Raw genomic sequence first — 26,157 nt, 5'->3', positions numbered from 1 at the left:
TCAGACACCTGCCTTCTGGTTCATGATCGCCTTCACCATTGCCGGCGTCGCGATCTCGTCGAGGGGCAGGCCGCGGCGTGCTGCCACTGCTGCCGGCTCTTCGAGGCGCTTCAGCGCGTCAACGGTCGCGTGAACGATGTTGATGGCGTTGGAGGAACCGAGCGACTTGGAGAGGATGTCGTGGATGCCCACGCACTCCAGGACCGCGCGGACCGGACCACCGGCGATAACACCGGTACCAGCCGACGCCGGGCGCAGCATGACGACGCCTGCGGCGGCCTCACCCTGAACGCGGTGGGGGATGGTGCTGCCGATGCGGGGAACGCGGAAGAAGGACTTCTTGGCCTCTTCAACGCCCTTCGCGATGGCGGCGGGAACTTCCTTGGCCTTGCCGTAGCCGACGCCGACCATACCGTTGCCGTCACCGACGACGACGAGGGCGGTGAAGCTGAAGCGCCGACCACCCTTGACGACCTTGGAAACACGGTTGATGGTTACGACGCGCTCTACGAACTGGCTCTTCTCCGCTTCGCGGCCGCCGTCGCGGCCACCACGGCCACCACGGTCGCCACGGCCCTGGCCGCGGTCGCCACGCTCGCCACGACGGGCACCGCCACGGCGGTCGTCGGTGGTAGCAGGCGCAGCGGTCTCGGTTGCCGGAGCAGCTACAGCTTCAGTCACCTGAGTGTCCTTTTCGTTATTTTCGGTCACAGTGCCAGCCCACCTTCACGTGCGCCGTCAGCGACGGCGGCGATCCGGCCGTGGTACTTGTTACCACCGCGGTCGAAGACGACAGCTTCGATGCCGGCAGCCTTGGCACGCTCGGCAACGAGCTCGCCGACGCGCTTGGCCTTGGCGGTCTTGTCGCCGTCGAACGCGCGCAGGTCGGCTTCCAGGGTGGAGGCGCTTGCCACGGTCAGGCCCTTGGTGTCATCGACAACCTGGACGAATACGTGGCGGGCCGAACGGTTGACGACCATGCGGGGACGTACGGCCGTACCGGAAATGCGCTTGCGGATACGAAGCTGGCGGCGGCTGCGCTGGGCAGACTTGCTCTTGTTCGTACGCTTCTTGTTAATTGCGATGGCCATGGTTACTTACCAGCCTTTCCGACCTTGCGGCGGATGACCTCGCCGGCGTAGCGGATACCCTTGCCCTTGTACGGGTCGGGCTTCCGCAGCTTGCGAATGTTGGCAGCAACTTCGCCGACCTGCTGCTTGGAGATACCTGAAACAGAGAGCTTCGTCGGGGTCTCAACTGCAAAGGTGATGCCGTTCGGAGCCGAGACGTTGACCGGGTGGCTGTAGCCCAGAGCGAACTCCAGGTCAGAACCCTTGGCCTGGACGCGGTAACCGGTACCGACAATCTCAAGCTTCTTCTCGTAGCCTGCGGTGACACCCTGGATCATGTTGGCGATCAGGGTGCGGGTCAGGCCGTGCAGCGAACGGGAGGCGCGCTCGTCGTTCGGGCGGCTGACGGTCAGGGTGCCATCTTCCAGGGCGACCTCGATCGGGCTGGGCACGGTGTGGCTCAGCTCTCCCTTGGAACCCTTGACGGAGACGACAGAGCCGTCAACCTTGACCTCAACGCCGGCAGGAACGGTGATGGGGAGACGTCCAATACGTGACATTATTCTCTTCCTTTCCCGTTACCAGACGTACGCGAGGACTTCGCCGCCCACGCCCTTCTTGCCGGCCTGCTTATCAGTCAGGAGGCCGGAAGAGGTGGACAGGATTGCGATACCCAGGCCACCCAGCACGTGCGGCAGGTTGGTGGACTTCGCGTAAACGCGGAGACCCGGCTTGGAGATACGGCGAACACCGGCGATGGAACGCTCGCGGTTCGGACCGAACTTGAGCTCGAGGGTCAGCTTCTTGCCGACCTCCGCGTCTTCTTCCTTCCAGCCGGCGATGAAGCCTTCTGCCTTAAGGATGTCGGCGACGCGAGCCTTGAGCTTGCTGTAAGGCATAGACACGGAATCGTGGTATGCCGAGTTTGCGTTGCGCAGACGCGTAAGCATATCTGCGACAGGATCTGTCATAGTCATGGTGGGCTCTTGCCCTTCCTCATAACGGTTTCCGCTGCCGGCCTAGTGACTGGCGTGCGGACCTTTTATGTAGCTGGATTAGTCTTCGGTCTTGAACGGGAAGCCCAGCGCCTTGAGCAGCGCGCGGCCTTCGTCGTCGGTCTTGGCAGTGGTCACGACGGTGATGTCCATACCGCGGACGCGGTCGATAGAATCCTGGTCGATCTCGTGGAACATAACCTGCTCGGTCAGACCGAAGGTGTAGTTGCCGTTGCCATCAAACTGCTTGCCGCTGAGGCCCCGGAAGTCCCGGATACGCGGCAGAGCCAGCGTGACAAGGCGGTCCAGGAATTCCCACATGCGGTCGCCACGGAGGGTGGCGTGAGCACCAATCGGCATGCCTTCGCGCAGCTTGAACTGTGCGATCGACTTGCGGGCCTTGGTGACCTGCGGCTTCTGGCCGGTGATCAGGGTCAGGTCGCGGACGGCGCCGTCGATCAGCTTGGAGTCCTTGGCGGCATCTCCAACACCCATGTTCACAACGACCTTCACCAGGCGGGGAACCTGGTTGACGTTGTCGTACTTGAATTCCTCAACGAGCGCGCTCTTGATGGAATCGGCGTACTTGGTCTTCAGACGAGGAACGATCTTGCTAGCCGGAGTCTCGAGAGTCTCAGTCATTAGATGTCCTTCCCTGAGCTCTTGGCCACGCGGACGCGCACTTCGCGCTTCACGCCATCGCGCTCAACGGTCTCGGTGCGGAAACCGACGCGCGTGGGCTTCTTGGTGGAGGGGTCAACCAGGGCCACGTTGGAGATGTGGATCGGGGCCTCAACGACCTCGATGCCACCGGTCTTGGTGCCGCGCTGCGACTGACCGACCTTGGTGTGCTTGGTGACGCGGTTGATGCCTTCGACCAGCACGCGGTTGGTCTCGGGGAACACGCGCAGGACCTTGCCCTGCTTGCCGCGGTCGCCGCCGCGCTCAGCCTTGGCGCCAGTGATGACCTGAACGAGGTCACCCTTCTTGATCTTAGCCATGGACTAGAGCACCTCCGGAGCCAGAGAAACGATCTTCATGAACTTCTTGTCGCGCAGTTCACGACCAACCGGTCCGAAGATACGGGTACCGCGGGGGTCACCGTCGTTCTTCAGGATCACAGCTGCGTTCTCGTCAAACTTGATGTAGGAACCATCCGCACGGCGGCGTTCCTTCTTGGTGCGGACGATGACAGCCTTGACGACATCGCCCTTCTTTACGTTGCCGCCCGGGATTGCATCCTTGACGGTGGCGACGATGACGTCGCCGATGCCTGCGTAGCGACGACCGGATCCACCGAGAACGCGAATGGTAAGGATTTCCTTAGCACCCGTGTTGTCGGCGACCTTGAGTCGCGACTCCTGCTGAATCACTATTTACTCCTTGCGTCGCGCCGGTTCTCAGGCCGTGATCTTGCTACGGAATGAGCCTTGCGGAACGGTTGATCGGGGTGTCTCTTGACCTGCCTGGATTTTGCCAGACCAGGCCTAAACGCCCGTGCCAAAAGCAGTTGCATCCCGTGCGCCCTGGGGCGCGGGCATGCACTATGCCGTGGCACGATTGTTTACGAGGTTGACGATGGCACACGAAAGGCGCCATACAAACTCAATATCTTAGCACGGCCCGGGCCACGGCAGAGAATCGCCCATTACCACAGACCCTCCGGATCCGGCGGCCACTCCCCCGACGCTCCCTCACATCCGGCGCGCTCTCCCCGACGCTCCCTCACATCCGGCGCGCTCTCCCCGACGCTCCCTCACATCCGGCGCGCTCTCCCCGACGCTCCCTCACATCCGGGCGCCCCTCCCCGACGCTCCCTTAGATCCGCCTCGGGGTCCTGCAGCAACGCACCGCAAAAGCGGGAGAGTCCCGCAGGAACGCACCAGAAGTGAGGGAGCGTCCCGCAGGCAGGAACGCACCAGAAGTGCGGGAGCGTCCCACGGAAACGCACCAGAAGTGAGGGAGCGTCCCACGGTGTTGCGGCTGCCTCCGGGAACGGCGAAACCCCCGCTCCCAGACGGGAACGGGGGTTTCCTAGCCGGTTCCCCTGACGGGGAGGCAGCAGATGCTACTTGGCCTTTTCGAGGATCTCGACCAGGCGCCACCGCTTGGTAGCGGAGAGCGGGCGGGTCTCGGCGAGGAGAACCAGGTCGCCGATGCCGGCGCTGTTCTCTTCGTCGTGAGCCTTGATCTTGGTGTTGCGCCGCATGACCTTGCCGTAGAGCGCGTGCTTCACGCGGTCTTCGACCTGGACAACGATGGTCTTTTCCATCTTGTCCGAGACGACGTAGCCGCGCTTCGTCTTGCGGTAACCGCGCTCGTCAGCCTTGGCAGCGTCGGAAACAGTTTCCGTCACGTTCTCGTCCTTTTCACTCACTTGGCGTCCTCCTCGGTCTCAACCTCGTCGGCCTTGTCAGCCTTCTTGGTTGCAGCCTTCTTGGACTTCTTTTCTTCCTTGGCTTCCACAACCGGTGCGGCAACCTCGGCACGAATGCCCAGCTCGCGTTCGCGGAGAACGGTGTAGATGCGTGCGATGTCCTTCTTTACCGCGCGCAGACGACCGTGGTTCTCCAGCTGTCCGGTGGCGGACTGGAAACGCAGGTTGAACAGCTCTTCCTTCGCCTTGCGGAGTTCCTCAACGAGACGCTCGTTGTCGAAACCGTCCAGCTGCTTGGGTGCGAGTTCCTTCGACCCTACTGCCATTTCTATTCACCACCTTCGCGACGCACAATGCGTGCCTTCAACGGCAGCTTGTGGATTGCCAGGCGCAGGGCCTCGCGAGCTACCTCTTCATTGACACCGGAGAGTTCGAAGAGAACCCGGCCCGGCTTGACGTTGGAGACCCACCATTCCGGCGAACCCTTACCGGAACCCATGCGGGTTTCGGCCGGCTTCTTGGTCAGCGGACGGTCCGGGTAGATGTTGATCCAGACCTTGCCGCCACGCTTGATGTGGCGGGTCATCGCGATACGGGCGGATTCGATCTGACGGTTGGTGACGTATGCCGGGCTCAGAGCCTGGATACCCCACTCACCGAACGAAACCTCGGTGCCACCCGTGGCAGCGCCGGAACGACCCGGGTGGTGCTGCTTACGGTGCTTGACTCGACGTGGGATAAGCATTTAAGCCTGTCCTCCTTCTGCAGCGGCCGGAGCCGCCTCTGCCGGAGCCTCGGCAGCAGGAGCTGCGTCGGCGGCCGGACGGTCGTTACGACGACGGCGGTCACCACGGTCGGCGCCACCGGGACGGCCCGGACGGTCGCCGGCGCGGCCGCGGGACGGGGCAGCAGCAGCCTGCTGGGCCAGTTCCTTGGCGGTGACGTCACCCTTGTAGATCCAGACCTTCACGCCGATGCGGCCGAAGGTGGTCTTGGCCTCGTAGAAGCCGTAGTCGATGTTCGCGCGGAGGGTGTGCAGGGGCACACGGCCTTCGCGGTAGAACTCCGAGCGGGACATTTCAGCGCCACCCAGTCGACCCGAGCAAGCGATACGGATGCCCTTGGCACCGGCACGCTGCGCGGACTGCATGGCCTTCTTCATCGCGCGGCGGAAAGCCACGCGGGAAGTCAGCTGCTCTGCAACGCCCTGGGCAACAAGCTGGGCTTCCATCTCGGGGTTCTTGACCTCGAGGATGTTCAGCTGGACCTGCTTGCCGGTCAGCTTTTCGAGCTCGCCGCGGATGCGGTCTGCTTCGGCGCCGCGGCGGCCGATCACGATGCCCGGACGAGCCGTGTGGATATCCACGCGGACACGGTCGCGGGTGCGCTCGATCTCAACCTTGGCAATACCGGCGCGCTCCATGCCCGTGGACATGAGCTGGCGGATGCGGATGTCTTCGCGAACGAAGTCCTTGTACCGCTGGCCGGACTTGGTGCTGTCGGCGAACCAGTGCGATACGTGATCGGTGGTGATGCCGAGTCGGAACCCGTGCGGGTTTACTTTCTGTCCCACTTAGCGAGCCTCCTCTTTCTCCGGGGTAGCGACTACCACGGTGATGTGGCTCGTGCGCTTCTTGATCTGAAATGCACGACCCTGGGCGCGCGGCTGGAACCGCTTCATGGTCGGGCCTTCATCAACAAACGCTTCGCTGATGATGAGGTCACCTTCGTCAAACGCCACGCCGTCGCGGTCCGCGAGGACCCGGGCGTTGGAGATTGCCGACTGAACTACCTTGAATACCGGCTCAGAAGCTGCCTGCGGGGCAAACTTCAGAATTGCCAGAGCCTCGTTCGCTTGCTTCCCACGAACAAGGTTGACGACGCGCCGGGCCTTCATAGGCGTTACGCGGATGTGACGCGCAATTGCCTTGGCTTCCATTGCTTTCCTTCTCTCGTCTTTGACGTAAGTGCAGGCGCCTAGCGGCGCTTGCCCTTACGGTCGTCCTTGACATGGCCGCGGAAAGTCCGCGTGGGAGCGAATTCGCCGAGCTTGTGCCCGACCATCGACTCAGTGACAAACACCGGGATGTGCTTGCGTCCGTCGTGCACGGCGATCGTGTGGCCGAGCATGTCGGGGACGATCATCGAACGGCGGGACCAGGTCTTGATGACGTTCTTGGTGCCCTTTTCGTTTTCCCTGGCTACCTTCACAAAGAGGTGCTGGTCAACGAAAGGACCTTTTTTCAGGCTGCGTGGCATGTGTCCAGGCTCCTATCGCTTGTTCTTGCCAGTACGACGGCGACGAACAATAAGCTTGTCGCTCTCTTTGTTGGGACGGCGGGTGCGGCCTTCGCGCTTACCGTTGGGGTTGACGGGGTTACGACCACCGGAGGTCTTACCCTCACCACCACCGTGCGGGTGGTCAACCGGGTTCATGGCGACACCACGGACGGTCGGGCGGACGCCCTTCCAGCGCATACGGCCGGCCTTGCCCCAGTTGATGTTCGACTGCTCGGCGTTGCCGACCTCGCCGACGGTGGCGCGGCAGCGCACGTCAACGTTGCGGATTTCGCCGGAGGGCAGACGCAGCTGGGCGTAACGGCCTTCCTTGGCGACGAGCTGGATCGATGCGCCGGCGGAGCGGCCCATCTTGGCGCCGCCACCCGGACGCAGTTCAACTGCGTGGATCACGGTACCGACCGGGATGTTGCGCAGCGGCAGGTTGTTGCCGGGCTTGATGTCAGCGTCGGCACCTGCTTCCACGGTGTCACCCTGGGCCAGCTTGTTCGGGGCGATGATGTAACGCTTGGTGCCATCAACGTAGTGCAGGAGGGCGATGCGAGCCGTGCGGTTCGGATCGTACTCGATTTCGGCAACGCGGGCGTTGACGCCGTCCTTGTCGTGGCGACGGAAGTCGATCAGACGGTACTGACGCTTGTGTCCACCACCCTTGTGACGGGTCGTGATCTTACCGGTGTTGTTACGTCCACCCTTTTTCGGGAGGGGACGAACCAACGACTTTTCCGGCGTCGACCGCGTGATTTCGGTGAAGTCCGCTACGCTCGAGCCACGACGGCCCGGGGTAGTCGGCTTGTATTTACGGATTCCCATAATTTATTTCCTCGTTAAAGTGGTCTCCGCTACGAGAGCGGACCGCCGAAGATGTCGATAGTGCCTTCTTTGAGGCTGACAATCGCACGCTTGGTGCTCTTGCGGGTGCCCCATCCGAATTTGGTCCGCTTGCGCTTACCGGCACGGTTGATGGTGTTGATCGAGTCAACCTTGACGGAGAAGATCTTCTCCACGGCCAGCTTGATCTCGGTCTTGCTCGAGCGGGGGTCCACCAGGAAGGTGTACTTGCCCTCGTCGATCAGGCCGTAGCTCTTTTCCGAGACGACGGGCGCCAGGACGACGTCGCGCGGGTCTTTGATGGTGGCTGCGCTCACTTGGCATCCTCCTCGGTCTTTGCAGCCTTGTCCGCAACGAATGCGTCGTAGGCGGCCTTGGTGAAGACTACGTCGTCAGAAACGAGCACGTCGTAGGTGTTCAGCTGGTCTGCGTACAGAACGTGAACGTCCTGGAGGTTGCGCACGGAAAGTGCAGCAACGTCGTTGGCGCGGTCGATGACGACGAGCAGGTTCTTGCGCTCGGAGACGCCACGCAGCGTTGCCAGTGCTTCACGGGAGGACGGCTTGGAGCCGGCAACCAGTTCAGCGACGACGTGGACGCGGCCGTTGCGGGCGCGGTCAGAGAGAGCGCCGCGCAGTGCAGCAGCAATCATCTTCTTGGGGGTGCGCTGGCTGTAGTCACGCGGCGTCGGGCCGTGGACGATGCCACCACCGGTCATGTGAGGAGCGCGGATGGAACCCTGACGGGCGCGGCCGGTGCCCTTCTGCTTGAACGGCTTGCGACCGGCACCGGAAACCTCGGCGCGGGTCTTGGTCTTGTGGGTACCCTGGCGAGCAGCAGCGAGCTGTGCGACGACGACCTGGTGCAGCAGCGGCACGTTGGTCTGAACATCGAAGATCTCTGCAGGCAGGTCAACCTTGACAGTGCTAGTCATTGAACTAGGCTCCCTTCACGGCGGTGCGTACGAGGACGACCTGGCCGCGGGCGCCGGGAACGGCACCCTTGATAAGGAGCAGCGACTTCTCGACGTCAACCGCGTGGACCGTGAGGTTCAGCGTGGTGTGACGAACGGCGCCCATGCGGCCGGCCATTTTCATGCCCTTGAAGACGCGGCTCGGGGTGGATGCGCCACCGATTGAACCGGGCTTACGGTGGTTCTTGTGAGCACCGTGGGAAGCTCCAACGCCGTGGAAGCCGTGACGCTTCATAACACCGGCGAAGCCCTTACCCTTGGTGGTGCCGACGACGTCGATCTTCTGGCCGGCTTCGAAGAGCTCAACGGAGAGCTCCTGGCCCAGCTCGTAAGAGTCGGCATCTGCAGTGCGCAGTTCGACGACGTGGCGGCGAGGCGTGACGCCTGCCTTTTCAAAGTGACCAGCCAGCGGCTTGGTGACCTTGCGGGGGTCGATCTGGCCGTAGCCGATCTGAACGGCGACGTAGCCATCAGCCTCTGCATTGCGCAGCTGGGTGACGACGTTCGAGTCTGCCTGGACCACAGTGACGGGGATGAGCTTGTTGTTCTCGTCCCAGACCTGGGTCATGCCGAGCTTCGTGCCCAGCAGGCCCTTTACGTTACGGGTTGCGGTCATAGTCTCTCAGCACCTCCCTACAGCTTGATTTCGATGTTCACGTCGGCCGGCAGGTCGAGACGCATGAGCGAGTCAACAGCCTTGGGCGTGGGGTCGATGATGTCGATAAGACGCTTGTGCGTGCGCATTTCGAAGTGCTCGCGGCTGTCCTTGTACTTGTGCGGAGAGCGGATAACGCAGTACACGTTCTTCTCCGTCGGCAGCGGCACGGGGCCAACTACAGTTGCGCCTGCGCGCGTGACCGTCTCAACGATCTTCCGTGCTGAAACGTCAATGACCTCGTGGTCGTATGACTTCAGCCGGATGCGGATTTTTTGTCCCGCCATGTCGCCTGACTCTCTTTCAGTCTGTGCTTCCCCTGATTAGGGCTGCCCTGTTCACTTACGTGTTGTGCGGCTGCCGAAGCATTTGAGGTCGTAACCACCACCCGCCGCACAAGCTGAATCCGGATGAATCCGGGTTCCTCAACCTGCCGGCGCAACCGACCCCCGCGGTCGGGCGTGTCGCGCTGTGCACGCGTACTCGTCCGCAATTCCTTGGAGAGTGGGTTATGTTTGGGCTCTTACCTGGACCCTGACACCCGGCATTATCCGGATCGGGACGCGAAAGAGCGCTTGAACAACTCATCTAGTATGCCGGAAATATCGGGCATACGCCAATTGGCGGGATTTTCGGCCGCCGATCCGTTGCCTTCGGCGCCTGCGCGGACGAGGATGTGGTGATGACCGTGCAGGACTCCGCCGCCGTCCGCGACCTCGCCGAACGCCTCCCCGAGGGCTTCCTCCTGGGGGTGGCCTCCGCGGCCTTCCAGATCGAGGGCGCCCTGTCCGCCGGCGGCCGCGGCCCCTCCGGCTGGGATGCCTTCGCCGAGAAGCCCGGGACTATCCAGGACGGCCACTCCCCCGCCGTCGCGTGCGACCACTACCACCGCATGGACGAGGACGTGGACCTCATGCGGGACCTCGGCGTCGACTCCTACCGCTTCTCGCTCTCCTGGCCGCGGATCCAACCGGACGGAACGGGACCGGTCAATCCGGCCGGCCTGGACTTCTACGACCGGCTGATCGACCGGCTGCTGGCCGCGGGCATCGCCCCCATGGCCACCCTCTACCACTGGGACACCCCCCTCCCTCTGGAGCACCGCGGCGGCTGGATGAACCGGGACACGGCCCTGCGCTTCGGCAACTACGCCGCCGCGGCGGCCGACCGGTTCGGCGACCGCGTCTCCCACTGGGTGACCCTGAACGAACCGGCCTCGGTGACGCTGAACGGCTATGCCCTCGGCGTGCACGCCCCCGGCCGCGACCTGCTGTTCAACGCCCTGCCCTCCGTCCACCACCAGCTGCTGGCGCACGGCCTGGCGGTGCAGGCCCTCCGCGCCGCCGGCGTCCCCGGGGCGGTCGGCGTCACCAACCTGCACTCCCCCGTGCATCCGGCCAGCGGCTCGTTCCTGGACCGGCTGATGGCAACAGTCTTCGATCTCGCCCTCAACCGGATCTACGCTGACCCGATCCTGCTGGGCCGGTACCCCACACCCCCGCTGGCGGCCCGGCCCTGGTTCCGCCACCTGTCCCGGGTGTCCGACGCGGATCTCGAAACCATCCACCAGCCGCTGGATTTCTACGGACTGAACTACTACTACCCGGTGCGCGCCGCCGCCGGCCGGGGCCCGGCGGAGAGTCCCGCCGGGACCGCGGAGGCGATGGCACGGCTGCCTTTCCACCTGGCCGCTTTCCCCGAGTACCCCACCACCGGCTTCGGCTGGCCCGTGGCGCCGGAGCACCTCGGCACGCTGCTGCGCGGACTCAAGGACCGTTACGGTGCCGCGCTTCCGCCGCTCTTCATCACCGAGAGCGGCGCCAGCTTCCCGGAGCCGGACCATGTCGACGGGACACTGCCCGATCCCAGCCGCATCGCCTACCTTGAGGGCCACCTGGGCCAGGCACTGGCGGCGACCGCTCCCGGCGGCATCGCCCACGACGTCGAACTCCTCGGGTACTACGTCTGGACGCTGATGGACAACTTCGAGTGGGCCGCCGGCTATTCGCAGCGCTTCGGCCTGGTCCACGTGGACTTCAACACTTTGGAGCGGACGCCCAAGGAGTCCTACTACTGGTACCGCGCGCTCAGCCAGGCGCGCCGCCGGGGCGCCTGACGGCGATCGACCGTTCTTAAAAGCCAACAGCCCCGCTGCAGTGCAGCGGGGCTGTTGTGATCATCGTGGCTCCGGAGGGCGCCGTTCCGATCGTGCTAGGCCATCAAATTACTTGATGATCTTGGTGACACGTCCCGAACCAACGGTGCGGCCGCCTTCACGGATAGCGAAGCCGAGGCCCTCTTCCATTGCGATCGGCTGGATGAGCGCAACGGTCATCTCAGTGTTGTCGCCGGGCATAACCATTTCCGTGCCTTCCGGCAGGGTGATGACGCCGGTAACGTCCGTCGTACGGAAGTAGAACTGCGGGCGGTAGTTCGAGTAGAACGGGTTGTGGCGTCCGCCTTCGTCCTTGGAGAGGATGTAGACGTTGGCCTCGAAGTCGGTGTGCGGGGTGATGGAACCCGGCTTGACGACAACCTGGCCACGCTCGACATCGTCGCGCTTGAGGCCACGGAGCAGCAGGCCACAGTTCTCGCCGGCCCATGCTTCGTCGAGCTGCTTGTGGAACATCTCGATACCGGTAACCGTGGTCTTCTGGACCGGGCGGATGCCGACGATCTCGACCTCGGAGTTGATGGCGAGGGTGCCACGCTCGGCGCGGCCCGTAACAACGGTGCCACGGCCGGTGATGGTGAAGACGTCTTCGATCGGCATCAGGAACGGCTTGTCGCGGTCACGAACCGGGTCCGGAACGGACTCGTCGACGGCTTCCATCAGGTCCTCAACGGACTTGACCCACTCCGGGTCGCCTTCCAGAGCCTTGAGGCCGGAAACGCGAACGACCGGGGCGTTGTCGCCATCGAAGCCCTGCGAGCTCAGGAGCTCACGAACTTCCATTTCAACGAGGTCGAGGAGTTCCTCGTCCTCAACCATGTCAGCCTTGTTCAGGGCTACCAGCAGGTAGGGAACACCAACCTGGCGGGCGAGCAGAACGTGCTCGCGGGTCTGAGCCATCGGGCCGTCGGTAGCGGCAACCACGAGGATTGCGCCGTCCATCTGGGCAGCACCGGTGATCATGTTCTTGATGTAGTCAGCGTGACCGGGGGCGTCAACGTGTGCGTAGTGACGCTTCTCGGTCTGGTACTCAACGTGGGAGATGTTGATGGTAATGCCGCGCTGACGCTCTTCGGGAGCAGAGTCAATCGAGGCGAAGTCACGCTTCTCGTTGAGAGTCGGGTACTTGTCGTACAGCACCTTGGAAATGGCGGCCGTCAGCGTCGTCTTACCGTGGTCAACGTGACCAATGGTACCGATGTTAACGTGCGGCTTAGTCCGCTCGAACTTTGCCTTTGCCACAGGTTCCTCCTAGAACGTTTTCAAATGACTTACCCTTCGCCCGCGCTTGTCGCGGCCGAAACTCCAGTAAGTCTACTTGGGGGGCTTTGGATTGGTGAAATTGCAGATTCAGGAACTAATACTAGTGCCTAGAGCCTGTTCGTGCTGGCGGCCGGACCGGGTCCGGCCGCCAGCACAAGGTGAATCTCCCCTGGAGGAAACGCACCCGAGTTTTTGTCGCAGCTGCGCGCAGTCCGGAGACTACTCGCCGCGGCTCTTCTGGATGATCTCGTCGGCAACTGCCTTCGGGACCTCCGCGTAGCTGTTGAACGTCATGGAGTACACAGCGCGGCCCTGGGTCTTCGAACGCAGGTCACCGATGTAGCCGAACATGCCGGACAGCGGAACGTGCGCGCGAATGACCTTGACGCCCTGGGCATCCTCCATGGACTGCATCTGGCCACGGCGGGAGTTGAGGTCACCGATAACTTCACCCATGTATTCCTCAGGGGTGCGGACCTCGACATCCATCAGCGGTTCAAGCAGGACAGGGTTCGCCTTGCGGGCGGCTTCCTTGAAAGCCATCCGGCCGGCGATCTTGAACGCCATTTCCGAGGAGTCAACATCGTGGTAAGCGCCGTCAATCAGCGTGGCCTTGATACCGACAACCGGGTAACCGGCCAGGACGCCGTCGTTGAGCGCATCCTGGATGCCGGCGTCAACCGAAGGAATGTATTCGCGCGGAACGCGGCCACCGGTGACCTTGTTCTCGAACTCGTACATCTCGCCCTCGGCGGTGTCCAGCGGCTCGATCGCGATCTGGATCTTTGCGAACTGGCCCGAACCACCGGTCTGCTTCTTGTGCGTGTAGTCGTGACGCTCCACAGCACGCTTGATGGTTTCGCGGTAGGCGACCTGGGGCTTGCCCACGTTTGCCTCGACCTTGAATTCGCGGCGCATGCGGTCCACCAGGATGTCCAGGTGGAGCTCGCCCATGCCGGCGATGATGGTCTGGCCGGTGTCTTCGTTGAGGGAGACCTGGAAGGTCGGGTCCTCAGCGGAGAGCTTCTGGATGGCCGTGGAGAGCTTCTCCTGGTCACCCTTGGTGTTCGGCTCGATGGCAACCGAGATCACGGGCTCCGGGAAGCTCATGGACTCGAGGACGATCTGGTTGGACGCGTCGCACAGGGTGTCGCCCGTGGTGGTGTCCTTCAGGCCGATCGCTGCGTAGATGTGGCCAGCGGTAGCGCCGTCAACCGGCATTTCCTTGTTGGCGTGCATCTGGAACAGCTTGCCGATGCGCTCCTTCTTGCCCTTGGTGGAGTTGACCACCTGGGCGCCGGCCTCAACGTGACCGGAGTACACGCGGATGAAGGTCAGCTGACCGAAGAAGGGGTGCGCGGCGATCTTGAATGCCAGAGCGGAGAACGGCTCGTCAGCGGAAGGCTTACGGGTCAGCTCCTTCTCTTCGTCGCGCGGGTCGTGACCGACCATCGGCGGGACGTCAAGCGGGTTCGGCAGGTAGTCCACGACGGCGTCGAGCATCGGCTGGACGCCGCGGTTCTTGAACGCGGAGCCACAGAAGACCGGGTAGAGCTCGGAGTTGATCGTCATCTTGCGGATGCCGGCCTTGAGCTCGTCGATCGTGATCTCTTCGCCCTCAAGGTACTTTTCCATGAGCTCTTCGGAGGACTCGGCAACGGTCTCAACGAGGGCGTTGCGGTACTCCTCGGCCTTTTCCTTAAGGTCAGCCGGGATCTCCTGGATCTCGTACTTGGCACCCATGGTCACGTCACCCTTGGCATCGCCGGGCCACACCAGGGAGCGCATGTAGAGCAGGTCGACGACGCCGATGAAGTCGTTCTCGGCACCGATCGGCAGCTGCATGACCAGCGGCTTGGCGCCGAGGCGGCTGACGATGGTGTCGACGGTGAAGTAGAAGTCGGCGCCCAGCTTGTCCATCTTGTTGACGAAGCAGATACGCGGAACGTTGTACTTGTCGGCCTGGCGCCAGACAGTCTCGGACTGCGGCTCCACGCCTTCCTTGCCATCGAACACGGCGACTGCACCGTCGAGGACGCGCAGGGAGCGCTCAACCTCAACCGTGAAGTCCACGTGGCCCGGGGTGTCGATGATGTTGATCTGGTTGTTTTCCCAGAAGCAGGTCACGGCGGCAGACGTGATGGTGATGCCGCGTTCCTTTTCCTGTTCCATCCAGTCGGTGGTCGACGCGCCGTCGTGGGTCTCGCCGATCTTGTGATTCACACCCGTGTAGAACAGGATGCGCTCGGTAGTAGTGGTCTTGCCGGCATCAATGTGGGCCATGATGCCGATGTTGCGGACCTTGCTAAGGTCGGTAAGCACGTCCTGTGCCACGGTGTCTCCCTTTCGGATGGACTGCACGTTCGCCGCCGGCCCGGTTGAGCCGGCGGCGTCCGGGAAGTATTACCAGCGGTAGTGTGCGAAGGCCTTGTTGGACTCGGCCATCTTGTGGGTGTCTTCGCGACGCTTTACAGCGGCTCCGAGACCGTTCGAGGCATCCAGGATTTCGTTCTGGAGGCGCTCGGTCATCGTCTTCTCGCGGCGGGCCTTGGAGTAACCGACCAGCCAGCGGAGGGCCAGGGCCGTGGAACGGCCCGGCTTGACCTCAACGGGAACCTGGTAGGTTGCGCCACCGACACGGCGGGAGCGGACCTCGAGGGAAGGCTTGACGTTGTCCATAGCCTTCTTGAGGGCTGCAACGGGGTCGCCGCCGGACTTGGCGCGGGCGCCTTCGAGGGCACCGTAGACGATGCGCTCTGCGGTGGACTTCTTGCCGTCAACCAGCACCTTGTTGATCAGCTGAGTGACCAGCGGGGAGCCGTAAACGGGATCTAGTACTAGCGGCCGCTTGGGGGCCGGACCCTTGCGAGGCATATTACTTCTTCTCCATCTTTGCGCCGTAGCGGCTGCGGGCCTGCTTACGGTTCTTCACACCCTGGGTATCGAGGGCGCCACGGACGATCTTGTAGCGGACACCCGGGAGGTCCTTCACACGGCCGCCGCGGACGAGCACAATGGAGTGCTCCTGCAGGTTGTGGCCAACACCGGGGATGTAAGCGGTGACTTCAACGCCACCGTTGAGGCGCACACGGGCAACCTTACGCAGAGCCGAGTTCGGCTTCTTCGGGGTGGTCGTGTAGACGCGGGTGCAAACACCGCGGCGCATCGGGCTGCCCTTAAGCGCGGGAGCCTTGGTCTTCGAGACCTTAGGCGTGCGGCCCTTGCGGACCAGCTGGTTAATCGTAGGCACTCTCGTGTTCTCCGTTTTATCCGGAACGGCCGTTGGCGGCCGCTCTCTTGTCGCTGCGCCCCGCCGCTCGAGCTTTGAAGTGATCTCCAGAGCAGCTGAGGCGAAGCCTTAATAGTCGGACCGCACACCGGGGCCGGCGGACTCGCGTCCGGAACTGCCCCTAGGCATGCGAAAATGTGGCATACGTTGCACAAGAACCCTGCAAACCGGAAACGTCGTCTCGGTTCATCCTCAGCACGAAGCTGGTTCCTGAACCGGCGCACTCATCCACTGCCACAATAACAATTAGTCTCCAGTCTACCACGGGCGGGCCCCGGCCCTTAATCGGCGCGGAATTCGGGCCCCCGGACCAGACATCCACGCCACCGGCAGACGGCCCGACGCGCTTAAACGGGAACGGTCCCCCACCGTGATGGTGGAGGACCGTTCAGTGACCTGTTACCGGGGCGGCGGGCCGCCCCGGCAGGTTAGCGGAAGTCGCTGCCCAGGTCGTAGTCATCCAGCGGGATGGCGTGGAACTCAGGAGCTCCGTCGCCGCCCAGGGAATCGTAGGAGAAGTCGCTGAACGCGCTCGGGCCGGTGAAGAGGTTGGCCTTCGCTTCCTCGGTCGGCTCGACCGTGACCTCGGTGTAGCGCGGGAGACCCGTGCCGGCCGGGATCAGCTTACCGATGATGACGTTCTCCTTGAGGCCCAGCAGCGGATCGCTCTTGCCTTCCATGGCCGCCTGCGTCAGGACGCGGGTGGTCTCCTGGAAGGAAGCTGCGGACAGCCAGGACTCGGTGGCCAGCGAGGCCTTGGTGATACCCATGAGCTCGGGACGGCCGGAGGCCGGCGTCTTGCCCTCGGAGACCACGCGGCGGTTCGCGTCCTCGAACCGGCTGCGCTCGGCGAGCTCGCCGGGCAGCAGGTCGGATTCACCGGACTCGATGACCGTGACGCGGCGCAGCATCTGGCGGACGATAACCTCGACGTGCTTGTCGTGGATACCGATGCCCTGGCTGCGGTACACGCCCTGGACCTCGTCCACCAGGAACTTCTGCGCGGCACGGGGACCCATGATGCGCAGCACCTGCTTGGGGTCGACCGGACCGTTGATCAGCTTCTGGCCGACGCTGACGTGGTCGCCGTCTTCGATCAGGAGACGGGAACGGCGCAGCACCGGGTAGGCGATCTCTTCGGAACCGTCATCCGGGGTGATGACCAGACGCATCTGGCGCTCGGACTCTTCGATGGTGATGCGACCGGCTGCCTCGGCAATCGGTGCGACACCCTTCGGGGTACGGGCTTCGAAGAGCTCCTGGATACGGGGCAGACCCTGGGTGATGTCGTCGCCGCCGCCGGCGGACACAGCACCACCGGTGTGGAACGTACGCATGGTCAGCTGGGTACCGGGCTCACCGATGGACTGTGCGGCGATGATGCCGACGGCCTCGCCGATGTCAACGGTCTTGCCGGTGGCCAGCGAACGGCCGTAGCACAGGGCGCAGGTACCGACGCTGGACTCACAGGTGAGTACGGAGCGGACCTTGACCTCGGTGATGCCGGCCGCGAACAGCTCAGCGATGACCACGTCGCCGCAGTCGGTGCCGGCAGCCGCCAGGACCTTGCCCGAGGAGTCGACGACGTCCACGGCCAGGGTGCGGGCGTAGGCGCTGTTCTCCACGTTCTCGTCCAGGACCAGCTCGCCGTTGGCGTCAGCCACGGCGATCGGGGTGACGAGGCCGCGTTCGGTGCCGCAGTCCTCTTCACGGACGATGACGTCCTGCGAGACGTCCACCAGTCGTCGGGTCAGGTAACCCGAGTTGGCGGTACGCAGTGCGGTATCGGCCAGACCCTTACGGGCACCGTGCGTGGCGATGAAGTATTCCAGCACCGACAGGCCCTCGCGGTAGGAGGACTTGATCGGACGCGGGATGATCTCACCCTTAGGGTTGGCCACCAGGCCACGGATACCCGCGATCTGACGGACCTGCATCCAGTTACCACGGGCACCGGAGGACACCATGCGGTTGATGGTGTTCATCGGCGACAGGCTGTCACGCATCGCCTGGGCGATCTCGTTCGTGGCCTTGTTCCAGATCTCGATCAGTTCCTGGCGACGCTCGTCGTCGTCGATCAGGCCCTTGTCGTACTGGCCCTGGATCTTCGCGGCCATGGTCTCGTAACCAGCCAGCAGCTCCGGCTTGGAGGCCGGAACCTCGATGTCCGAAATGGCGACGGTGACGCCCGAGCGGGTGGCCCAGTAGAAACCGGCATCCTTCAGGTTATCCAGCGTTGCCGCCGTGACGACCTTCGGGTAGCGCTCGGCGAGGTCGTTGACGATCCGTGACAGTTCGCCCTTGTCGGCAACAGCCTCAACCCACGGGTAGTCCGCGGGCAGCGTCTGGTTGAAGATGACCTGGCCCAGCGAGGTCTCGACCAGTGCGGTCTGACCCTGCTCCCAGCCCTCCGGGGCTTCCCAGCCGGCGTAGGGCACGAAGCCGTCAAGACGGATCTTGATCTTGGAGTTCAGGTGCAGCTCGTGCAGGTCGAACGCCATGATGGCCTCGGAGATCGAGGAGAAGATCCGGCCTTCGCCCGCCGAACCCACACGCTTGGTGGTCAGGTGGTAGAGGCCGATGATCATATCCTGCGACGGCAGGGTCACCGGGCGGCCGTCGGACGGCTTCAGGATGTTGTTCGAGGACAGCATCAGGATCCGGGCTTCGGCCTGGGCTTCGGGGCTCAGCGGCAGGTGCACTGCCATCTGGTCGCCGTCGAAGTCGGCGTTGAAGGCGCCACACACCAGCGGGTGAAGCTGGATGGCCTTGCCTTCGACGAGCTGCGGTTCGAACGCCTGGATGCCGAGACGGTGCAGGGTAGGTGCACGGTTCAGCAGCACCGGGTGCTCGGTGATGATCTCTTCGAGAACGTCCCAGACCTGCGGACGGTAACGCTCGACCATGCGCTTGGCCGACTTGATGTTCTGGGCGTGGTTGAGATCGACCAGGCGCTTCATCACGAACGGCTTGAAGAGCTCCAGCGCCATCTGCTTGGGCAGGCCGCACTGGTGCAGCTTCAGCTGCGGGCCGACGACGATGACCGAACGGCCGGAGTAGTCGACGCGCTTGCCGAGGAGGTTCTGGCGGAAACGACCCTGCTTGCCCTTGAGCATGTCGCTCAGGGACTTCAGCGGGCGGTTGCCCGGTCCGGTGACCGGACGGCCGCGGCGGCCGTTGTCGAACAGGCTGTCAACGGCTTCCTGAAGCATGCGCTTTTCGTTGTTGACGATGATCTCGGGGGCACCGAGGTCCAGGAGCCGCTTGAGGCGGTTGTTGCGATTGATCACGCGGCGGTACAGGTCGTTGAGGTCGGAGGTCGCGAAGCGGCCACCGTCCAGCTGGACCATCGGGCGCAGTTCCGGCGGGATCACCGGGACGGCGTCCAGCACCATGCCCAGGGGGCTGTTGTTGGTGGTCAGGAACGCGTTGACGACCTTGAGGCGCTTGAGGGCGCGGGTCTTGCGCTGGCCCTTGCCGTTGGCGATGATGTCGCGCAGCAGGTCGGACTCGGCCTGCATGTCGAAGCTCTCGAGACGCTTCTTGATGGCTTCGGCACCCATGGAGCCCTCGAAGAACATGCCGTAGCGGTCACGCAGTTCGCGGTACAGGCCCTCGTCGCCTTCGAGGTCGGCGACCTTGAGGTTCTTGAACCGGTCCCAGACCTGCTCGAGGCGCTCGATGTCGGCGTCGGCACGCTTGCGCACGTTCGCCATCTGGCGGTCGGCGGAGTCGCGGGCCTTCTTCTTGTCGGCAGCCTTCGCGCCTTCGCCCTCGAGGCGTGCGATTTCGCCTTCGAGGTCGCGGGCGATCGCGGCGATGTCGGCGTCGCGGTTGTCGATCAGCTGCTTCTTCTCGATGTCGTGCTCAACCTGCAGGTTGGGAAGTTCCTCGTGGCGGGCATCGGTGTCGACGCTGGTGATCATGTAGGCGGCGAAGTAGATGACCTTTTCGAGGTCCTTCGGAGCCAGGTCAAGGAGGTAGCCCAGGCGGGACGGAACACCCTTGAAGTACCAGATGTGCGTGACCGGGGCGGCCAGCTCGATGTGGCCCATGCGCTCACGGCGGACCTTGGCGCGGGTGACCTCAACGCCACACCGCTCGCAGATGATGCCCTTGAAGCGCACGCGCTTGTACTTGCCGCAGTAGCACTCCCAGTCGCGGGACGGGCCGAAGATCTTCTCGCAGAAGAGGCCGTCCTTCTCGGGCTTGAGCGTGCGGTAGTTGATGGTTTCCGGCTTCTTAACCTCGCCGTAAGACCAGCCGCGGATGTCTTCCGCGGTGGCGAGGCCGATCTGCATGAGGCCGAAGGAGGATTCGCTGGACATATGGTCCCTGTTCTCTCTTGTTCTCTAAATTCTGAAGTCTTGGGTTACGGGAAGAGGGAGGTCGTCCACGACGGCGGGCGGCAAGCCCGCCGTCGTGGACTCCCTGCTAGACCTCTTCTACGGAACTGGGCTCTGCACGAGACAGATCGATGCCCAGTTCTTCCGCAGCCGTGAAGACTGCGTCATCAGAGTCACGCATTTCAATTGTGGTTCCGTCCGTGGAAAGAACTTCCACGTTCAGGCACAGCGACTGCATTTCCTTGATCAAGACCTTGAAGGACTCAGGAACGCCCGGCTCGGGGATGTTCTCGCCCTTGACGATCGCTTCGTAGACCTTCACACGACCGTGGATGTCATCGGACTTGATCGTGAGGAGTTCCTGGAGCGTGTAGGCGGCGCCGTAGGCTTCGAGCGCCCACACTTCCATTTCACCGAAGCGCTGGCCGCCGAACTGTGCCTTACCACCCAGCGGCTGCTGCGTGATCATGGAGTACGGGCCGGTGGAGCGCGCGTGGATCTTGTCGTCCACCAGGTGGTGGAGCTTCAGGATGTACATGTAGCCGACCGAGATCGGATCCGGGAACGGCTCGCCGGAGCGGCCGTCGAACAGGCGGGTCTTGCCGGAGGAGTTGATCAGGCGGTCACCGTCGCGGGTCACGTTGGTGGAGTCCAGCAGACCGGTGATTTCCTCTTCGCGGGCACCGTCGAAGACCGGCGTTGCGACGGTGGTGGAACCACTCTCGCGCGGCAGGTTCGGCAGGTTCTTGACCCACTCGGGCTCGCCTTCGATCTTCCAGCCGGTCTTGGCAACCCAGCCCAGGTGCGTTTCCAGGACCTGGCCGACGTTCATACGGCCCGGAACACCCAGCGGGTTCAGGACGATGTCCACCGGGGTACCGTCGGCGAGGAACGGCATGTCCTCGACGGGCAGGATCTTGGAGATGACGCCCTTGTTGCCGTGACGGCCGGCGAGCTTGTCACCATCGGTGATCTTGCGCTTGGCGGCCACGTAGACGCGCACCAGCTGGTTCACGCCCGGGGGCAGCTCGTCGTCGTTGTCGCGGTCGAAGACGCGGACGCCGATGACGGTGCCGGACTCGCCGTGGGGCACCTTCAGGGAGGTGTCGCGCACTTCGCGGGACTTCTCACCGAAGATGGCGCGCAGCAGGCGCTCTTCCGGGGTCAGTTCGGTCTCGCCCTTGGGCGTGACCTTGCCGACCAGGATGTCGCCGGCTTCGACCTCGGCACCGATGTGGATGATGCCGCGCTCGTCCAGTCCGGCCAGGACCTCCTCGGACACGTTCGGGATGTCACGGGTGATTTCCTCGGCACCAAGCTTGGTGTCGCGGGCATCGATCTCGTGCTCCTCGATGTGGATCGAGGACAGGACGTCCTCGGCCACGATCCGCTGGGAGAGGATGATGGCGTCCTCGAAGTTGTGGCCTTCCCAGGACATGAATGCCACGAGGAGGTTCTTACCGAGGGCGAGTTCACCCTGGTCCGTCGCCGGGCCGTCGGCGATGATGCCGCCGACCTCGAGGCGCTGGCCTTCGTTGACCAGGACACGGTGGTTGTAGCAGTTGCCCTGGTTGGAGCGGGCGAACTTGTTGATCCGGTAGTTCGTCTCGGTGCCGTCGTCGTTCAGCATGATGACGAGCTCGGCGGAGACCTCGGTGACCACGCCGGCCTTCTTCGCGATGACAACGTCACCGGCGTCGACGGCTGCGGCGCGCTCCATGCCGGTGCCGACGAACGGCGCCTCGGAGCGGACCAGCGGCACGGCCTGACGCTGCATGTTGGCACCCATGAGTGCACGGTTTGCATCGTCATGCTCGAGGAACGGGATCAGGGCGGTTGCCACGGACACCATCTGGCGCGGGGAAACGTCCATGAACTCGACGTCCTGGGCCGGGACCAGCACGGGCTCGCCCCCACCACCGCGGGCGCGGACCAGGACCGTGTCCTCGGCGAACTTCTTGTTCTCGTCCAGCGGCGCGTTGGCCTGGGCGATGAGCACCTCGGCCTCGTCGTCGGCGGTCAGGTACTGGACATCGTCGGAGACGACGCCGTCCTTGACCAGCCGGTACGGGGTCTCGATGAAACCGAACGGGTTGATCCGGCCGTAGGACGCCAGCGAACCGATCAGACCAATGTTCGGGCCTTCAGGGGTTTCGATGGGGCACATACGTCCGTAGTGGGACGGGTGCACGTCACGGACTTCCATGCCGGCACGGTCACGGGACAGACCGCCGGGGCCCAGCGCGGACAGGCGGCGCTTGTGGGTCAGGCCCGAGAGCGGGTTGTTCTGGTCCATGAACTGCGAGAGCTGGGAGGTTCCGAAGAACTCCTTGATCGCGGCGACGACCGGGCGGATGTTGATCAGGGTCTGCGGCGTGATCGCCTCGACGTCCTGGGTGGTCATCCGTTCGCGGACAACGCGCTCCATGCGGGACAGGCCGGTGCGGACCTGGTTCTCGATGAGCTCGCCGACGGCGCGGATACGGCGGTTGCCGAAGTGGTCGATGTCGTCGATCTCGACGCGCAGCTCGTGGTCCTGGCCATCGCGCTTGCCCATGATGGTCTTCTCGCCGGCGTGCAGCGCGACGAGGAACTTGATCATGGCGACGATGTCTTCAACGTGCAGGACCGAGGCTTCCTTGTCGCCAAGGGAGCGGTCGATGCCCAGCTTGCGGTTGATCTTGTAACGGCCAACCTTGGCCAGATCGTAGCGCTTGGAGTTGAAGTACAGGTTGTCCAGCAGCGACTGGGCAGCCTCGACGGTGGGCGGCTCGCCCGGGCGCAGCTTCCGGTAGATGTCCAGCAACGCGTCTTCGCGGGTTTCGGTAGCGTCCTTCTCCAGCGTGGCACGCATGGAGTCGTACTGGCCGAACTCCTCGAGGATCTGGCCTTCGGTCCAGCCGAGGGCCTTCAGCAGCACCGTGACGGACTGCTTGCGCTTGCGGTCGAGGCGGACGCCGACCTGGTCGCGCTTGTCGATCTCGAGTTCGAACCAGGCGCCGCGGGACGGGATGATCTTCGCGGTGAAGATGTCCTTGTCGCTGGTCTTGTCGGCGGTGCGCTCGAAGTAGGCGCCCGGCGAACGGACCAGCTGGGAGACGACGACACGCTCGGTGCCGTTGACGACGAAGGTGCCCTTCTCGGTCATCAGCGGAAAGTCACCCATGAACACGGTCTGCTGCTTGATTTCGCCCGTGTTGTTGTTCATGAACTCGGCCTTGACGTACAGCGGAGCCGAGTACGTAGCGTCCCGGTCCTTGCACTCGGCCATGGTGTACTTGGGGTCAGCGAACTCCGGCTCGGAGAAGCTCAGGGACATGGTGCCCTGGAAGTCCTCGATCGGGGAGATCTCTTCGAAGATGTCGGACAGACCGGACGTCGTTGCGACGCTAAGGTCACCTTCTTCGACTGCCTTCGCTACGCGTGCCTGCCAGCGTTCGTTGCCGACGAGCCAGTCAAAGCTGTCGGTTTGCAGGGCAAGCAGATTCGGAACGTCCAGCGGTTCGTGAATCTTAGCGAAGGAGAGCCGGCGGGTGGCACCATCGGTGCTGTCGGCATTAATAGCGGCGTTGTTTTCATTAGAGGTGCTCGAGGCGACCAAGAGGGATCCTTCCACAGACCTTCAGGCGTTTTCAGATCTCCCCCGTCATGCAGTCTGCGAAGTGACTCCGCAGTGCTACCAATCCGGTTCCGCTATATGACCCGGGACCCATACTGCCCATGCTGGTGCACGTTGTAGACGGCACATTGATGGAACAGCTGTCAGGCTAAGCCCACCGCTATATGAAGGCTGAAGGTAAACAGGGAAGACGCAAATATCTACGATACGGCAAAGCAACCTACTTGTCTACCCCACTTACGCCGTGATTGCAAACACCGGCCCCTCCCCCGGGCGGGGGGCTGGCCAACCGAGCGGGAGTGGGGTGGGTGGCGGGGTGGGCGGCCGGGCCGGTTCCCCGGATAGCCCCGTGATGGGGCTCACGATAACCTTGGGCTATCCCCAGAGATCGGAAAGACCATCATGAACAACTCGCCGGACAACAACGATGTTGTCATCCTCGCCGCCGCCCGCACCCCGCAGGGCCGGCTGAACGGACAGCTGTCCAGTTTCACCGCCGTCGAGCTCGGCACCCACGCCATCCGCGCGGCCCTCGCCGCCAGCGGGGTGGCCACCGATCAGGTGGATGCCGTGATCATGGGCCAGGTCCTGCAGGCCGGCGCCGGGCAGAACCCCGCCCGCCAGAGCGCCATCGGCGCCGGTGTGGGCTGGAATGTCCCCACCGTCACCATCAACAAAGTCTGCCTCTCCGGCCTGACGGCCGTGGTCGACGCCGCCCGGATGATCCGCAGCGGCGACGCCACCGTGGTGGTGGCCGGCGGCCAGGAGTCGATGAGCCGCGCGCCGCACCTGCTGCCGGGCTCCCGCCAGGGCTGGACCTACGGCTCCATCCAGGCCCTCGACGCCGCCGCGCACGACGGCCTGACGGATGCGTTTGACGGCCAGTCCATGGGCCTCTCCACTGAGAGCAAGAACGTCACCCTGGGCATCGACCGGACCGCGCAGGACGAGGTGGCCGCCGCGTCGCACCAGCGGGCCGCCGCCGCCGGCAAGGACGGTGTGTTCGACGGCGAGATCGCGCCGATCAGCGTGAAGCAGCGCAAGGGTGAACCGGTGACGGTCAGCACGGACGAGGGGGTCCGGCCGGACACCTCCGTGGCGTCCCTCGCCGGGCTCCGCGCCGCCTTCGCCACCGACGGCACGATCACCGCCGGCAACTCCTCCCCGCTCTCCGACGGTGCGGCCGCCCTGGTGCTGACGTCCCGGGGCTACGCCGAGGAGCACGGCCTGGAGTACCTTGCGGTCGTGGGCGCGCCGGGCCAGGTAGCCGGGCCGGACAACTCTCTGCACTCCCAGCCCTCCAACGCCATCAAGAAGGCCCTGCAGCGGGCCGGCTGGACGACGGCGGACCTGGACTTCATCGAGATCAACGAGGCGTTCGGCTCCGTGGCGGTGCAGTCCCTCAAGGATCTGGACTACCCGCTGGAGCAGTGCAACATCCACGGCGGCGCCATCGCGCTCGGCCACCCGATCGGCGCCTCAGGCGCGCGGCTGGCCCTGCACGCGGCGCACGAACTGAAGCGGCGCGGCTCCGGCAAGGCGGCGGTGTCCCTCTGCGGCGGCGGCGGACAGGGCGAGGCCCTGCTGCTGTACCGCGACTGATGACCGGTCCGGAGGAGGTCCCGGCGCCCGGTCTGGGCGCCGGGGACGGCCCCGTCGGCGGCGCCGGGCGCCGGCGGTTCCTGGCCGACGCCGCGGCCCGGGGCCTCAGTGTGGAGCTGGTGGAGCGGCAGGCGGCCCGCAGCCTCGAGGAGGCGGCCGCCATCCTGGGGATCACCCCCGCCGACATCGTCAAGTCGCTGGTGGTCAAGCACAAGGACGGCACCTTCCTCTTCGCCCTGGTCCCGGGCGACCGGCAGATCTCCTGGCGCAAGCTGCGCCAGGCCGTCGGGGTCAACAAACTCTCGCTCCCCAGTGCCGACGTCGCCCTCGACGCCACCGGCTACGAACGCGGCACCATCACTCCCCTGGGCAGCACCACGGCGTGGCCGGTCTACGCGGACAGCACGGTCGCCGGCCGGCGGATCTCGATGGGGGCCGGGGAGCACGGCTACAGCGCCTTCGTCGACGCCGACACGCTGCTGGCCGCACTTGGCGCCGTCGTCGCGGACATCACCGACCCGATGTCCTAGCCGCACCGGTCGAAGTAGCCGGCCCGGGTTAACACAGGAAAGGCCAGCACGTCCAGCAGCTCTTCCAGCGGCTGATCGACGGCGGCCAGTCCGGCACCGACTGCTCCGCGATCGTCAAGCTGGTCGACGGCTCCTT

At 64.1% G+C, this 26,157-nt stretch carries 27 protein-coding genes; 3 read left to right on the top strand and 24 right to left on the bottom strand.

Going from position 1 to position 26,157, the window contains the following annotated elements:
- From rpsE to rpsJ, 18 genes are all read right to left on the bottom strand, one after another.
- Positions 1–681: a 30S ribosomal protein S5 gene (rpsE, locus tag ACFUCU_RS07890; RefSeq protein ID WP_290255922.1), complete on the bottom strand. Its 681-nt coding sequence runs from the start codon at positions 679–681 to the stop codon at positions 1–3.
- Between the two features lie 26 nt (positions 682–707).
- The gene (rplR, locus tag ACFUCU_RS07885) at positions 708–1,091 is read right to left on the bottom strand and encodes a 50S ribosomal protein L18 (protein WP_290255923.1); all 384 of its coding nucleotides are present in this window, start codon (positions 1,089–1,091) and stop codon (positions 708–710) included.
- 2 nt (positions 1,092–1,093) lie between these two features.
- Entirely contained in the window at positions 1,094–1,630 is a 537-nt protein-coding gene (rplF, locus tag ACFUCU_RS07880) for a 50S ribosomal protein L6 (RefSeq protein ID WP_290255924.1), read from the bottom strand.
- A gap of 18 nt (positions 1,631–1,648) precedes the next feature.
- Complete coding sequence (rpsH, locus tag ACFUCU_RS07875) at positions 1,649–2,047, bottom strand: 30S ribosomal protein S8 (protein WP_018769139.1); 399 nt, start codon at positions 2,045–2,047, stop codon at positions 1,649–1,651.
- Positions 2,048–2,125: 78 nt separating this feature from the next.
- Positions 2,126–2,707, bottom strand: coding sequence for a 50S ribosomal protein L5 (gene rplE / locus ACFUCU_RS07870; protein WP_290255925.1), 582 nt, complete (start codon positions 2,705–2,707; stop codon positions 2,126–2,128).
- On the bottom strand, positions 2,707–3,066 hold the full coding sequence (gene rplX / locus ACFUCU_RS07865; RefSeq protein ID WP_290255926.1) for a 50S ribosomal protein L24: 360 nt from the start codon (positions 3,064–3,066) through the stop codon (positions 2,707–2,709). The genes rplE and rplX overlap by 1 nt, the downstream gene beginning before the upstream one ends.
- 3 nt (positions 3,067–3,069) lie before the next feature.
- Positions 3,070–3,438: a 50S ribosomal protein L14 gene (gene rplN / locus ACFUCU_RS07860; protein WP_003803789.1), complete on the bottom strand. Its 369-nt coding sequence runs from the start codon at positions 3,436–3,438 to the stop codon at positions 3,070–3,072.
- Between the two features lie 695 nt (positions 3,439–4,133).
- On the bottom strand, positions 4,134–4,442 hold the full coding sequence (gene rpsQ, locus ACFUCU_RS07855) for a 30S ribosomal protein S17 (protein ID WP_056737811.1): 309 nt from the start codon (positions 4,440–4,442) through the stop codon (positions 4,134–4,136).
- A complete protein-coding gene (gene rpmC / locus ACFUCU_RS07850; RefSeq protein WP_290255927.1) occupies positions 4,439–4,768 on the bottom strand; it encodes a 50S ribosomal protein L29 in 330 nt (109 codons plus the stop codon). Before rpmC ends, rpsQ begins: the two co-directional genes overlap by 4 nt.
- A 2-nt stretch (positions 4,769–4,770) precedes the next feature.
- A complete protein-coding gene (rplP, locus tag ACFUCU_RS07845) occupies positions 4,771–5,187 on the bottom strand; it encodes a 50S ribosomal protein L16 (RefSeq protein ID WP_056737809.1) in 417 nt (138 codons plus the stop codon).
- A complete protein-coding gene (gene rpsC / locus ACFUCU_RS07840) occupies positions 5,188–6,015 on the bottom strand; it encodes a 30S ribosomal protein S3 (protein ID WP_290255928.1) in 828 nt (275 codons plus the stop codon). It lies immediately after the preceding gene.
- Positions 6,016–6,381, bottom strand: a complete 366-nt coding sequence (rplV, locus tag ACFUCU_RS07835; protein ID WP_003803798.1) for a 50S ribosomal protein L22 — start codon at positions 6,379–6,381, stop codon at positions 6,016–6,018.
- A gap of 38 nt (positions 6,382–6,419) precedes the next feature.
- Positions 6,420–6,701, bottom strand: a complete 282-nt coding sequence (gene rpsS / locus ACFUCU_RS07830; RefSeq protein ID WP_018773666.1) for a 30S ribosomal protein S19 — start codon at positions 6,699–6,701, stop codon at positions 6,420–6,422.
- Positions 6,702–6,713: 12 nt separating this feature from the next.
- Positions 6,714–7,553 carry a 50S ribosomal protein L2 gene (gene rplB / locus ACFUCU_RS07825; RefSeq protein ID WP_290255929.1) on the bottom strand — a complete coding sequence of 280 codons (840 nt, stop codon included), beginning with the start codon at positions 7,551–7,553 and terminating at the stop codon, positions 6,714–6,716.
- Between the two features lie 29 nt (positions 7,554–7,582).
- Positions 7,583–7,888, bottom strand: coding sequence for a 50S ribosomal protein L23 (rplW, locus tag ACFUCU_RS07820; protein ID WP_290255930.1), 306 nt, complete (start codon positions 7,886–7,888; stop codon positions 7,583–7,585).
- A complete protein-coding gene (gene rplD / locus ACFUCU_RS07815) occupies positions 7,885–8,505 on the bottom strand; it encodes a 50S ribosomal protein L4 (protein ID WP_290255931.1) in 621 nt (206 codons plus the stop codon). The genes rplW and rplD overlap by 4 nt, the downstream gene beginning before the upstream one ends.
- Positions 8,506–8,509: 4 nt before the next feature.
- A complete protein-coding gene (gene rplC / locus ACFUCU_RS07810) occupies positions 8,510–9,160 on the bottom strand; it encodes a 50S ribosomal protein L3 (protein WP_290255932.1) in 651 nt (216 codons plus the stop codon).
- Positions 9,161–9,177: 17 nt separating this feature from the next.
- Positions 9,178–9,486, bottom strand: a complete 309-nt coding sequence (gene rpsJ / locus ACFUCU_RS07805) for a 30S ribosomal protein S10 (protein WP_003803825.1) — start codon at positions 9,484–9,486, stop codon at positions 9,178–9,180.
- A gap of 395 nt (positions 9,487–9,881) precedes the next feature.
- Between rpsJ and ACFUCU_RS07800 the strand changes: the two genes are divergently transcribed.
- Positions 9,882–11,315 carry a GH1 family beta-glucosidase gene (locus ACFUCU_RS07800; RefSeq protein ID WP_377971843.1) on the top strand — a complete coding sequence of 478 codons (1,434 nt, stop codon included), beginning with the start codon at positions 9,882–9,884 and terminating at the stop codon, positions 11,313–11,315.
- A gap of 108 nt (positions 11,316–11,423) precedes the next feature.
- Here ACFUCU_RS07800 and tuf read toward each other — a convergent pair whose 3' ends face one another.
- From tuf to rpoB, 6 genes are all read right to left on the bottom strand, one after another.
- Positions 11,424–12,614, bottom strand: coding sequence for an elongation factor Tu (tuf, locus tag ACFUCU_RS07795; protein WP_377971841.1), 1,191 nt, complete (start codon positions 12,612–12,614; stop codon positions 11,424–11,426).
- A gap of 240 nt (positions 12,615–12,854) precedes the next feature.
- Positions 12,855–14,969, bottom strand: a complete 2,115-nt coding sequence (fusA, locus tag ACFUCU_RS07790; protein ID WP_290255935.1) for an elongation factor G — start codon at positions 14,967–14,969, stop codon at positions 12,855–12,857.
- 69 nt (positions 14,970–15,038) lie between these two features.
- The gene (gene rpsG, locus ACFUCU_RS07785; protein ID WP_026531948.1) at positions 15,039–15,509 is read right to left on the bottom strand and encodes a 30S ribosomal protein S7; all 471 of its coding nucleotides are present in this window, start codon (positions 15,507–15,509) and stop codon (positions 15,039–15,041) included.
- A 1-nt stretch (position 15,510) separates the two neighbouring features.
- Positions 15,511–15,885 carry a 30S ribosomal protein S12 gene (gene rpsL / locus ACFUCU_RS07780; RefSeq protein ID WP_009358312.1) on the bottom strand — a complete coding sequence of 125 codons (375 nt, stop codon included), beginning with the start codon at positions 15,883–15,885 and terminating at the stop codon, positions 15,511–15,513.
- 467 nt (positions 15,886–16,352) lie between these two features.
- Positions 16,353–20,252, bottom strand: a complete 3,900-nt coding sequence (locus tag ACFUCU_RS07775) for a DNA-directed RNA polymerase subunit beta' (protein ID WP_290255937.1) — start codon at positions 20,250–20,252, stop codon at positions 16,353–16,355.
- Between the two features lie 106 nt (positions 20,253–20,358).
- Positions 20,359–23,871, bottom strand: coding sequence for a DNA-directed RNA polymerase subunit beta (gene rpoB, locus ACFUCU_RS07770; protein ID WP_290255938.1), 3,513 nt, complete (start codon positions 23,869–23,871; stop codon positions 20,359–20,361).
- Between the two features lie 420 nt (positions 23,872–24,291).
- Between rpoB and ACFUCU_RS07765 the strand changes: the two genes are divergently transcribed.
- Entirely contained in the window at positions 24,292–25,491 is a 1,200-nt protein-coding gene (locus ACFUCU_RS07765) for an acetyl-CoA C-acetyltransferase (protein WP_377971839.1), read from the top strand.
- Positions 25,491–26,021, top strand: a complete 531-nt coding sequence (locus tag ACFUCU_RS07760; protein WP_377971838.1) for an aminoacyl-tRNA deacylase — start codon at positions 25,491–25,493, stop codon at positions 26,019–26,021. The genes ACFUCU_RS07765 and ACFUCU_RS07760 overlap by 1 nt, the downstream gene beginning before the upstream one ends.
- The last annotated feature ends 136 nt before the right edge of the window (positions 26,022–26,157 follow it).

Source organism: Arthrobacter sp. NPDC057259 (assembly GCF_042668995.1).
In the GTDB taxonomy this organism is placed as follows: Bacteria; Actinomycetota; Actinomycetes; order Actinomycetales; family Micrococcaceae; genus Arthrobacter.
Note: the sequence above shows the minus strand (reverse complement) of the source record. Positions and strands in the feature narration are given on the sequence as shown.

Coding starts and splice junctions, on each gene's coding strand:
- rplC (WP_290255932.1), bottom strand. CDS start 9,160: ATGACCGCAACCCGTAACGTAAAGGGCCTGCTGGGCACGAAGCTCGGC.
- rpsG (WP_026531948.1), bottom strand. CDS start 15,509: ATGCCTCGCAAGGGTCCGGCCCCCAAGCGGCCGCTAGTACTAGATCCC.
- rpsH (WP_018769139.1), bottom strand. CDS start 2,047: ATGACTATGACAGATCCTGTCGCAGATATGCTTACGCGTCTGCGCAAC.
- ACFUCU_RS07765 (WP_377971839.1), top strand. CDS start 24,292: ATGAACAACTCGCCGGACAACAACGATGTTGTCATCCTCGCCGCCGCC.
- rpsJ (WP_003803825.1), bottom strand. CDS start 9,486: ATGGCGGGACAAAAAATCCGCATCCGGCTGAAGTCATACGACCACGAG.
- rpmC (WP_290255927.1), bottom strand. CDS start 4,768: ATGGCAGTAGGGTCGAAGGAACTCGCACCCAAGCAGCTGGACGGTTTC.
- rplV (WP_003803798.1), bottom strand. CDS start 6,381: ATGGAAGCCAAGGCAATTGCGCGTCACATCCGCGTAACGCCTATGAAG.
- ACFUCU_RS07775 (WP_290255937.1), bottom strand. CDS start 20,252: ATGTCCAGCGAATCCTCCTTCGGCCTCATGCAGATCGGCCTCGCCACC.
- rplE (WP_290255925.1), bottom strand. CDS start 2,707: ATGACTGAGACTCTCGAGACTCCGGCTAGCAAGATCGTTCCTCGTCTG.
- rplF (WP_290255924.1), bottom strand. CDS start 1,630: ATGTCACGTATTGGACGTCTCCCCATCACCGTTCCTGCCGGCGTTGAG.
- ACFUCU_RS07760 (WP_377971838.1), top strand. CDS start 25,491: ATGACCGGTCCGGAGGAGGTCCCGGCGCCCGGTCTGGGCGCCGGGGAC.
- rplR (WP_290255923.1), bottom strand. CDS start 1,091: ATGGCCATCGCAATTAACAAGAAGCGTACGAACAAGAGCAAGTCTGCC.
- rplD (WP_290255931.1), bottom strand. CDS start 8,505: ATGACTAGCACTGTCAAGGTTGACCTGCCTGCAGAGATCTTCGATGTT.
- rpsS (WP_018773666.1), bottom strand. CDS start 6,701: ATGCCACGCAGCCTGAAAAAAGGTCCTTTCGTTGACCAGCACCTCTTT.
- rplP (WP_056737809.1), bottom strand. CDS start 5,187: ATGCTTATCCCACGTCGAGTCAAGCACCGTAAGCAGCACCACCCGGGT.
- ACFUCU_RS07800 (WP_377971843.1), top strand. CDS start 9,882: ATGACCGTGCAGGACTCCGCCGCCGTCCGCGACCTCGCCGAACGCCTC.
- rplB (WP_290255929.1), bottom strand. CDS start 7,553: ATGGGAATCCGTAAATACAAGCCGACTACCCCGGGCCGTCGTGGCTCG.
- rplX (WP_290255926.1), bottom strand. CDS start 3,066: ATGGCTAAGATCAAGAAGGGTGACCTCGTTCAGGTCATCACTGGCGCC.